The sequence below is a fragment of the uncultured Thiodictyon sp. genome, assembly GCA_903837595.1.
GTDB lineage: Bacteria > Pseudomonadota > Gammaproteobacteria > Chromatiales > Chromatiaceae > Thiodictyon.
The window spans coordinates 1-9,084 of sequence record CAILVI010000252.1 but is presented as its reverse complement, the minus strand read 5'-3'; the positions used below and the strand labels follow the sequence as shown (position 1 = coordinate 9,084).

Genomic DNA, 9,084 nt, shown 5'->3' with positions numbered 1-9,084 from the left:
TGCGCCAGCAGCAGATGGACAAAATTGCCGCCGATGAAACCGGCACCCCCGGTGACCAACACGGTGTACATGGCAAGACCCTCCTGGTGGAGTGGGACGCGCACCGCACGGGTGCCGCGCCCGGTTGAGTGGGTTGGGGGCCGGCGCGCCACCCGCCCCAAGGGCGCGATGATACCGCGTCAGGCGGCGCAGCGCAGGGGACAGCGAGGCGCGCGGCCCGGCCGACGGGAGATCGCTGCGGGGGATTTACCGGGGCACCCTAAACCGGGAGAATCAGGGACTCAGTTTCCCGGGATGGGGCGCTCCGGCGACCCCCGCCGGGTCGGTTCCGTCCTCAAGCGTCCAGCCCGAGACCTCACCGTGGCCCCACAGACCGTCTTCGAGCATCCCCTGAACGAGCGCGTTCGGACCTTTCTACGTCTGGAGCACCTGTTCGAGAAGGTGGACTATTTCATGCTCCAATACGACTCTTGGGCGACCCGGGTGGCGGTGGAGGCCCTACTGGACGTCACGGCCGTCACCGCACGCTCTGACCTCAAGACCGATATCGCCAAGGAGCTGGAACGCAATCTCACCGCACTGAACCGCGTCGCGCGCCAGCCGGGGGTGGACCAGGTGGCCCTGGAGCGGGTCTCGCGGGACCTGGAGCGGGCACTCGACGGCATTGCGGCGCTGACGAGTCCGATCGGCCAGACCGCCCGGGAGGATGATTTTCTCAAGAGTGTGGGCCAGCGCAGCAGTATCCCTGGTGGCGCCTGTAGCTTCGATCTGCCCCTGTATCACCACTGGCTGGTCCAATCCCCGGAGCGGCGCCAGTCGCGACTCGACTATTGGCTCCAGGACCTGCGGCCGGCGGACACCGCAATCCGTCTCATGCTCTCGCTGGCCCGCAGCAGCGCCACACCACGCGAGGTGACGGCCGCGGGCGGCTTCTTCCAGGAAGCGCTCGACCTCCAGGCCCCGGCGCAGATGGTACGGGTGGCGCTGCCGGGGGGTGGCGGTCTGTATCCCGAGATTAGCGGACACAAGAACCGCTTCAGCATCCGCTTCATGAACCTCGAGTCCCGCGGCAAACCGACCCAAACCCCGGAACACATCGCGTTCCGTCTCACTTGCTGCATATTCTAAGAGAGGCCCCATGCCCACCCAGGTCCCCTGTCCTCATTGCGGTCGCCCCGTTGAATGGTCCGCGGCGTCCCCCTTCCGCCCCTTCTGCAGCAAACGCTGCAAGCTCGTCGATCTGGGAGACTGGCTGGCCGAGAATCACCGCATCCCCTGCATCGACGACCCCGTCGACGAGGACCTGTCACCGCCCGATGAGGCCCGATCAATACATTGATCTTGAGACGTTTTACCCACCCATGCACGCATTTTAGGAAGCCCCCATGTTCGACCCGCTCCTGCTATTGAAGGCATTGATTCTCGGTATCGTCGAGGGACTGACTGAATTTCTCCCGATCTCCTCCACCGGGCATATGATCATCGTCGGCGACCTGCTCAATTACACCAATGAGCAGAGCAAGGTTTTCGAAATCGTCATCCAGTTTGCCGCCATCCTGGCGGTCTGCTGGCTCTATCGGGCGCGCATCCTGGAAGTGGTCACGGGGATGTGGCAGCCGGGACCGCAACAGCGCTTTGCACTCAACATCCTGGTCGCCTTCATGCCGGCGGCGGTGCTTGGTTTCCTGCTGCACGGCGTCATCAAGCACTACCTATTCAACCCGCTGACGGTGGCGGGCGCGCTGATCGTCGGCGGCCTGTTCATCCTGTGGATCGAACGCCGAAGTCTTCCGGAGCGTTTCGCCTCGATCGATGACATCACCTGGCGCGAGGCCCTGAAGGTCGGCTTTGCCCAGGCCATCGCCATGTTCCCCGGGGTCTCCCGCGCCGGCGCGACGATCATCGGCGGCATGGTCTTCGGGCTGTCGCGCAAGGCGGCGACCGAGCTATCCTTTTTCCTCGCCATCCCCACCATGACGGCCGCCACCGTACTCGACGTCTACAAGGCGCGCGACATCCTCTCGTTCGACGACGCCCCGGTCTTCGCGGTGGGCTTCGTGTCCTCCTTTATCTTCGCCACGCTGGCCATCAAGGGACTGCTGCGCTATATCTCGCACCACAACTTCAACGCCTTCGCCTGGTACCGCATCGTCTTTGGGCTGATCGTACTCGCCACCGCCTATACCGGGCTGGTCGACTGGCACGCCTGATCGCCTAAGACGCCGCACCCCAGTGCGGCGCGTGCGCCAGCGTTTCGCCGCGCGGCGCTACCAACAACAACTTACTTCATGTCAGGCTCCTGTGCCCTATGGACTGCCCATCAGACCCAGCCACCACCCGGAGACCGCTACCACCAAGGACCGTCCACCGGGGACCGCGCCGCTTCAAGGCGGCGCAGCACTGGCTCAGGTTTGCGGGTATGGGCTTGGTCTTTGCCTTGTGGCCGGTCACGGTGTCGGTTCAGGAACTGATCGCCAACCAGGCCTCGCCCCAAAGCGCTCTAACCCGCAACGAGGCGCGACTCTACTTTACCCTGCGTCTGCAGCAGTGGCCGAACGGCCGGCCTATCCGGGTGTTCGTCCTGCCGGACGACGACCCACTACACATCGCGTTCGTGAAGAATATCCTCGGGTTGTTCCCCTACCAATTGCGCAGCGCCTGGGATCGCCAGGTATTCTCCGGCACCGGCCAGGCCCCGACCAAGGTTGCGAGCGAAGCTGAAATGTTGCAGCGGATAGCCACGATCCCAGATGCCATCGGCTACGCGTCGGCGGCGGCGAATGACCCCCGCATCCGTACCCTGGAGGTGCGCTGAGATGGGCAGTCGGCGTTTTGTCGCGGCGCTACTGATCAACCTCTTGGGCGTCGCTCCGGCATCCGCGCAGTCCGTCTGGGACAGCCTTCAGGTCCACGGCTTTGCCGCTACGGCCGCGCTCAACACCACTGCCAACCGCTGGTTCGCGCGGCGCAGCGGGGCCTCGTTCGAGTTCACTGAGATTGGCCTCAACGCCTCACTGCGCCCCCTACCCCGGCTGCTGCTGGCTGGCCAGGTGCTGGGGCGGCGCGCCGGCGGGATGTATGACGGAACCCCCGCGATCGACTTCGCCCTGGCCGACATCACCCTGTTTTCCTCACCACGACAGCGCGCCGGCCTGCGCCTGGGTCGCATCAAGAATCCACTCGGCCTCTACAACGAAACCCGCGACGTTCCCTTCACCCATCCCGGCATCTTCCTGCCGCAGGTGGTCTATTTCGACAAGGTGCGCAACCTCGTCCTTTCTACCGACGGCGCAATGCTCTACAGCGAGACCACCACCGATCTCGGGACCTTGTCCCTGAACGTGCTCGGTGGTCGGGCGGTCATCGACACCAATGTCGAATGGACCTACCTCGGCCGCGACTACCCGGGAAGGCTGAAGTCGGATCGGAACTCCTGGATCGCCGGCCTCTGGTTCACCTCCCATGCGGAGCGGCTCCGGCTCGGGCTCAGCGGCGCATCGACCGGATTCAAGTTCGCTCCAGACCGGTATGCAACCGGCACCTTGGATCCCGGTACGACTGATGTCCTCTACTGGATACTATCGGCCCAATACAGTGCCGAAAACTGGACGCTCAGTTCCGAATACGCCCGCGAACCGATGCACTGGCACGGCTATGGACCTTCTTTGCCCGACCGCAAGATGGTCACGGAAGGATATTACGTCCAGGGCACCTGGCGCCCGCGCCCGGCATTCGAGCTGCTGCTGAGCTACCAGGAAGGTTATGCCAATCGCGCAGACCGCAATGGCCGCGCCTTCGCCGCCGCGTCCGGGGGGCTGATTGCGGCCAGCACCAATTTTTCCCGCATCCTGACCGCCGGTATCAGTTGGGACATCAACCAACACTGGATGGTCCGCGCCGAATATCAACACCATCAAGGAACCTTCGTCCTCTCCCCGCGCGAAAACCCCGATCCCAATCGGCTTGCGGAGCACTGGGACCTGGTCGGCCTGCAAGCCGTCTTTCAGTTCTGATCGATCAGGCACGTGAATCCGCTAGGGCCTTGGCCGATTCGATGTCGAAACTCAGCTCCTCACCGGCCACGCCGACCCGCACCGTTCCCCCGCCGACCAACGCCCCGAACAGCAGTTCGTTCGCCAAGGGTTTCTTGATGTGGTTCTGGATCACGCGGGCCATCGGCCGGGCGCCCATCCGCGGGTCATAGCCCTTCTCGGCGATCCAGGTACGGGCCGCCGCATCCACGCTCAGGAAGACCTTCTTGTCCAGGAGTTGGTGTTCCAGCTCAAAGATGAACTTGTCGACCACGCTCTTGATGGTCTCGGGACCCAGTGAGCTGAACTGCACGACCGCGTCGAGCCGGTTGCGGAACTCGGGCGTGAAATAACGCTTGAGCGCTTCCATGCCGTCGCTAGAGTTGTCCTGCTCGGCAAAGCCCATTGAGCGACGCGCCGTCTCGTCGGCACCGGCATTGGTCGTCATGACCAGGACCACATTGCGGAAATCGGCCTTGCGTCCATTGTTATCGGTCAGGGTGCCGTGGTCCATCACCTGGAGCAGCAGGTTGAAGACGTCCGGGTGCGCCTTCTCGATCTCGTCCATCAACAAGACCGAGTGCGGGTGCTTGTTGATCTCCTCGGTCAGCAGACCACCCTGATCGAAACCGACATAGCCGGGGGGTGCGCCGATGAGCCGCGAGACCGTGTGGCGTTCCATGTACTCGGACATGTCGAACCGGATCAGTTCCATCCCCAGGATACGGGCGAGCTGGCGGGTCACCTCGGTCTTGCCCACCCCGGTGGGGCCGGTGAAGAGGAAGGAGCCGATCGGTTTTTCCTCGTGCCCCAGCCCGGAGCGATTCATGCGGATGGCCGCGGTCAGCGCCTCGATGGCGGCCTCCTGGCCATAGACGACCATCTTGAGATCACGGTCGAGATTGCGCAGTGACTCGGTGTCCGAGGCCGAGACCTTCTTCGGCGGGATGCGCGCCATCTTGGCAACGATCGACTCGACGTCGGCCACATCAATGCGCTTCTTGCGCTTGGCCGGGGGCATCAGTTGGACATTGGCCCCGGCCTCGTCGATCACGTCGATGGCCTTGTCGGGCAGGTGCCGGTCATTGATGTAGCGGTTGGACAGTTCGGCGGCGGCCCGCAGGGCGGGATTGGTATAGGTCACCTGGTGGTGGGCCTCGAAGCGTGATTTGAGCCCTTTCAGGATCTCGATCGTCTCCTCGACACTCGGTTCCTCGACGTCGATCTTCTGGAAGCGCCGGGCCAAGGCCCGGTCCTTTTCGAAAATGCCCCGGTACTCCTGATAGGTGGTCGAACCGATACAGCGCAGGTCGCCCGAGGCCAGCACCGGCTTGATCAGGTTGGAGGCGTCCATGACCCCGCCCGAGGCCGAGCCGGCACCGATAATGGTGTGGATTTCATCAATGAACAGGATGGCCCGCGGCAAACGCTTGAGCTGGGCGAGCACGGACTTGAGCCGCTTCTCGAAGTCGCCGCGGTACTTGGTGCCCGCCACCAATCCGCCCAAGTCCAGCGAGTAGATCACCGCGTCACTCAAGACCTCCGGGACCTCCCCGTCCACGATCTTTTTGGCCAGCCCCTCGGCGATGGCGGTCTTGCCGACCCCGGCCTCGCCCACGAAGAGTGGGTTGTTCTTGCGCCGACGGCACAGGATCTGGATGGTCCGCTCCACCTCCGCCGCCCGCCCGATCAGGGGGTCAATGCGGCCTTGACGGGCCATCTCATTGAGATTGGTGGCGAAGCTCTCCAGCGGGCTGGCCCCCTCCTTGCCCTCCCCGCGCGCCTCGTCGGCGTCGGTGTGCCCCTCGTCCTCCGCGTTCTCACCCGGGACCTTAGAGATCCCGTGCGAAATATAGTTGACGATATCGAGACGCGAAATGTCCTGTTGGTTCAGCAGGTACACCGCCTGGGAGTCCTGTTCGCTGAACAGTGCAACCAAGACGTTGGCACCCGTGACCTCCTTTTTCCCTGCGGACTGCACATGAAAGACCGCCCGCTGCAGGACCCGCTGAAAACCGAGCGTCGGCTGGGTGTCCCGGTCCTCGCTGACCGGGATGAGCGGCGTGGTCTCGTCGATGAAGGCCGTGATCTCCCGGCGCAACCGCTCGGCATCGGCACCGCAGGCGCGCAGAACCTTTGCCGCCGCCGGATTATCCAGGAGGGACAGGAGCATGTGTTCCACGGTCATGTACTCGTGGTGCTTCTCACGCGCCTCCTTAAAGGCGCGGTTCAACGTGAACTCCAGCTCTTTACTCAGCATCGGACTCGTCCAAGCGGGGTTAAGTGAATCGATTCTATCTGCTTTGATGCCCGCAGGGTATTGCGTGTGCACCAGCGCCGCGCGCGGGACCCACCGGGGCCATTCCCGCTCAATCTGGCTAGCCGTCTCATGCCTCTTCCATGGTACACATCAGCGGGTGCTGATGACTGCGAGCGTAATCGTTGACTTGGATGACCTTGGTCTCGGCGATATCCCGAGTATAGACACCGCAAACACCGAAGCCGCGCGTATGCACGTGCAGCATGACCTGGGTGGCCTGTTCCCGGGTCATCGCGAAGAAGGTCTCCAGGACCTGCACCACGAACTCCATCGGGGTGTAATCGTCGTTAAGCAGCAGGACCTTGAACAGCGGCGGCCGACGCAGCTTGGGCCGGGCCTCCTGGACGGCCAGCCCGGACTCACGCTCCTCATTCGGGTTCTGATCGCTCATGGTTCCAGATTCTAAACAAATTTCGTCTTGTTGCGACGCCGATCGTCGCCCCGTTGCAGTACCGACCACGCCCGTGCATCACCTGGATGGTCCAGCCCGACCAGGCTGACGGTTGGGGAGCGCGAACTGACGCCGCGCCAAACCGCGAGCCCTGGGCGGTTTGAGCTGGAAAATCAGGTCATTATACTATGACGTATGGCACTGCTGGCGGGAATCAAGGGATGGCGCCAGACGCGACGACAAAGACGCGTTCCTCGCCTGTGAGGTCGGTGCGCCCAAGGACCGGCAAGCCGCGCCGCCCGGGCCGGACCGGGCGCCCGGCCCCCCCGGGGGCCGGCCACCACCGCCGGGCGCACCGCGCCCCCCCAAGGCGTCGGCAACGCCTTACATCGCGGCAATCACCGCCTCGCCAAAACCCGAGCAACTGAGTTTGGTCGCCCCGGGCAGCAAGCGCTCCAGGTCATAGGTCACGGTTTTGGCCGCGATCGCCCCCTCCACGCCCTTGATGATGAGGTCAGCCGCCTCGATCCACCCCATGTGACGCAACATCATCTCCGCTGAGAGGAGCAAGGAGCTGGGGTTCACCTGATCCTTGCCCGCATACTTGGGGGCAGTGCCGTGGGTCGCCTCGAACATCGCCACCGAGTCCGACAGGTTGGCCCCGGGCGCCATCCCGATCCCGCCGACTTGGGCGGCAAGCGCATCGGAAATATAGTCACCGTTGAGGTTGAGGGTGGCGATCACGTCATAGTCCTTGGGACGCAGCAGGATTTGCTGGAGGAAGGCGTCCGCAATCACGTCCTTGATCACGATTGCACGACCGGTCCTGGGGTTCTTGAATCGGCACCAGGGACCGCCATCCATCTCCACTGCACCGAATTCGGACTTCGCCAGGTCATAGCCCCACTGCTTGAAGGCCCCCTCGGTGAATTTCATGTTGTTGCCCTTGTGCACTAAGGTCACCGAGGCGCGATCGTTGTCGATGGCGTACATGATGGCCTTGCGCACCAGGCGCTCGGTCCCCTCGCGGGAAACGGGTTTGATGCCGATCCCTGAGGTCTCCGGGAAGCGGATCTTGGTCACGCCCATCTCACGTTGCAGGAAGGCGATGATCTGCTTGACCTCCGGGGTCCCCTCCTGCCACTCGATGCCGGCATAAATATCCTCCGAATTCTCGCGGAAGATCACCATGTCGGTATGCTCGGGCTCCTTCAACGGGCTCGGCGTCCCGGTAAAGTAGCGCACCGGCCGCAGGCAGACATACAGGTCCAACTCTTGGCGCATCGTCACGTTGAGCGACCGGATGCCGCCGCCCACCGGCGTGGTCAGGGGCCCTTTGATGGAGACCACAAACTCCTTCACCGCCCGCAGACTCTCCGCGGGCAACCAGACGTCTTCGCCGTAGACCCGCGTGGACTTTTCCCCGGCGTAGATCTCCATCCAACGGATGCGACGCTGTCCGGCGTAAGCCTTGCCGACCGCAGCATCCGTCACTGCCATCATCACTGGGGTAATATCGATACCGATCCCGTCACCCTCAATGTAGGGGATGATGGGCTGATCCGGCACGGACAGGGACAGGTCCGCGTTCACCTCAATCTTGGCTCCATCCATCGGGACTTTGATTTTCTCGTAGGCCATCTTTCGATTCTCACTGTGGTCGCCAGAAAACCCAATGCTAACACCGCAGCGCGCGCCCCGCGCTGCCCGGCAACGAAGCGGCACCCGGTGGTTGGACTCACGCTGGACGCTGCCGGGCCCCGACCGCCTCCCCCGCCGCATGGAAATGGTGTTTCACCGAGCACCGACTGACCCTGTGCAGACGGCGATCGACGTCGCTCTGCGCCCCCCCGTTTCTGTGATCCAGTCCGCAGAATTGCCTTAGCGAGACGTCCACCATTGCCTGGCGTGGGAGTCAAATCCAACGCGACTCAAGCCGATCCAAGAACCGGCGCAGGCACTCATAAGTGGCACGACGCGACGCTGCGGAGATGCCACAATCAAGAGGTAGACGCACATGATCTGGACACTCTTTGCTCTCTTTGCGGTGGTGGTCGTCGGTGGACCCTTAGGACTGCTCTGGTGGAGCACCGCCGGGGCATCTGACGCCTGCGACGAGACCTAAGATAGCCGTCCGGCCCCGGGTCACCTGGGTGGTCCCCGGCAGACCGAATCCGTCTTGCGCCCAGGGCACCGCCTGCGGCCACAACCCCAACTGACAGCGTCCGGCCCTGGTACCACAGGACCGGATGCCGCCTGTCGCCGCCGCACTTTACCGTGAAAGTCGCGCCGGGAGCGCGCTCCAATTCTCCCTCCCCTATTGGGGGAGGGCCGGGGAGGGG

Annotated in this window: 8 protein-coding genes; 5 read left to right on the top strand and 3 right to left on the bottom strand. The window is 63.5% G+C overall.

All coding sequences use genetic code 11. The features are described 5' to 3' along the window. Positions 1–360 precede the first annotated feature (360 nt). From zapD to QZY44_RS13805, 5 genes are all read left to right on the top strand, one after another. The gene (gene zapD / locus QZY44_RS13825; RefSeq protein WP_295447152.1) at positions 361–1,128 is read left to right on the top strand and encodes a cell division protein ZapD; all 768 of its coding nucleotides are present in this window, start codon (positions 361–363) and stop codon (positions 1,126–1,128) included. A gap of 10 nt (positions 1,129–1,138) precedes the next feature. Continuing rightward, complete coding sequence (yacG, locus tag QZY44_RS13820) at positions 1,139–1,339, top strand: DNA gyrase inhibitor YacG (RefSeq protein WP_295447151.1); 201 nt, start codon at positions 1,139–1,141, stop codon at positions 1,337–1,339. 46 nt (positions 1,340–1,385) lie between these two features. Beyond that, positions 1,386–2,210, top strand: coding sequence for an undecaprenyl-diphosphate phosphatase (locus QZY44_RS13815; RefSeq protein WP_295447150.1), 825 nt, complete (start codon positions 1,386–1,388; stop codon positions 2,208–2,210). A 209-nt stretch (positions 2,211–2,419) separates the two neighbouring features. Then, positions 2,420–2,815 carry a hypothetical protein gene (locus QZY44_RS13810; protein WP_295447149.1) on the top strand — a complete coding sequence of 132 codons (396 nt, stop codon included), beginning with the start codon at positions 2,420–2,422 and terminating at the stop codon, positions 2,813–2,815. A gap of 1 nt (position 2,816) precedes the next feature. After that, positions 2,817–4,013: a hypothetical protein gene (locus tag QZY44_RS13805; protein ID WP_295447148.1), complete on the top strand. Its 1,197-nt coding sequence runs from the start codon at positions 2,817–2,819 to the stop codon at positions 4,011–4,013. A 4-nt stretch (positions 4,014–4,017) separates the two neighbouring features. On the opposite strand, the gene clpA is transcribed toward QZY44_RS13805, so the two are convergent. From clpA to icd, 3 genes are all read right to left on the bottom strand, one after another. Next, positions 4,018–6,291 carry an ATP-dependent Clp protease ATP-binding subunit ClpA gene (gene clpA / locus QZY44_RS13800; protein ID WP_295447147.1) on the bottom strand — a complete coding sequence of 758 codons (2,274 nt, stop codon included), beginning with the start codon at positions 6,289–6,291 and terminating at the stop codon, positions 4,018–4,020. A 127-nt stretch (positions 6,292–6,418) separates the two neighbouring features. Continuing rightward, complete coding sequence (clpS, locus tag QZY44_RS13795; RefSeq protein ID WP_295447146.1) at positions 6,419–6,742, bottom strand: ATP-dependent Clp protease adapter ClpS; 324 nt, start codon at positions 6,740–6,742, stop codon at positions 6,419–6,421. Positions 6,743–7,126: 384 nt separating this feature from the next. Further along, on the bottom strand, positions 7,127–8,383 hold the full coding sequence (gene icd, locus QZY44_RS13790) for an NADP-dependent isocitrate dehydrogenase (protein ID WP_295447145.1): 1,257 nt from the start codon (positions 8,381–8,383) through the stop codon (positions 7,127–7,129). Positions 8,384–9,084: the final 701 nt, after the last annotated feature.

Excerpts from the sequence above, each read along its gene's own strand:
- yacG (WP_295447151.1), top strand. The coding sequence starts at position 1,139 with ATGCCCACCCAGGTCCCCTGTCCTCATTGCGGTCGCCCCGTTGAATGG.
- QZY44_RS13815 (WP_295447150.1), top strand. The coding sequence starts at position 1,386 with ATGTTCGACCCGCTCCTGCTATTGAAGGCATTGATTCTCGGTATCGTC.
- QZY44_RS13810 (WP_295447149.1), top strand. The coding sequence starts at position 2,420 with ATGGGCTTGGTCTTTGCCTTGTGGCCGGTCACGGTGTCGGTTCAGGAA.
- QZY44_RS13805 (WP_295447148.1), top strand. The coding sequence starts at position 2,817 with ATGGGCAGTCGGCGTTTTGTCGCGGCGCTACTGATCAACCTCTTGGGC.
- clpA (WP_295447147.1), bottom strand. The coding sequence starts at position 6,291 with ATGCTGAGTAAAGAGCTGGAGTTCACGTTGAACCGCGCCTTTAAGGAG.
- clpS (WP_295447146.1), bottom strand. The coding sequence starts at position 6,742 with ATGAGCGATCAGAACCCGAATGAGGAGCGTGAGTCCGGGCTGGCCGTC.
- icd (WP_295447145.1), bottom strand. The coding sequence starts at position 8,383 with ATGGCCTACGAGAAAATCAAAGTCCCGATGGATGGAGCCAAGATTGAG.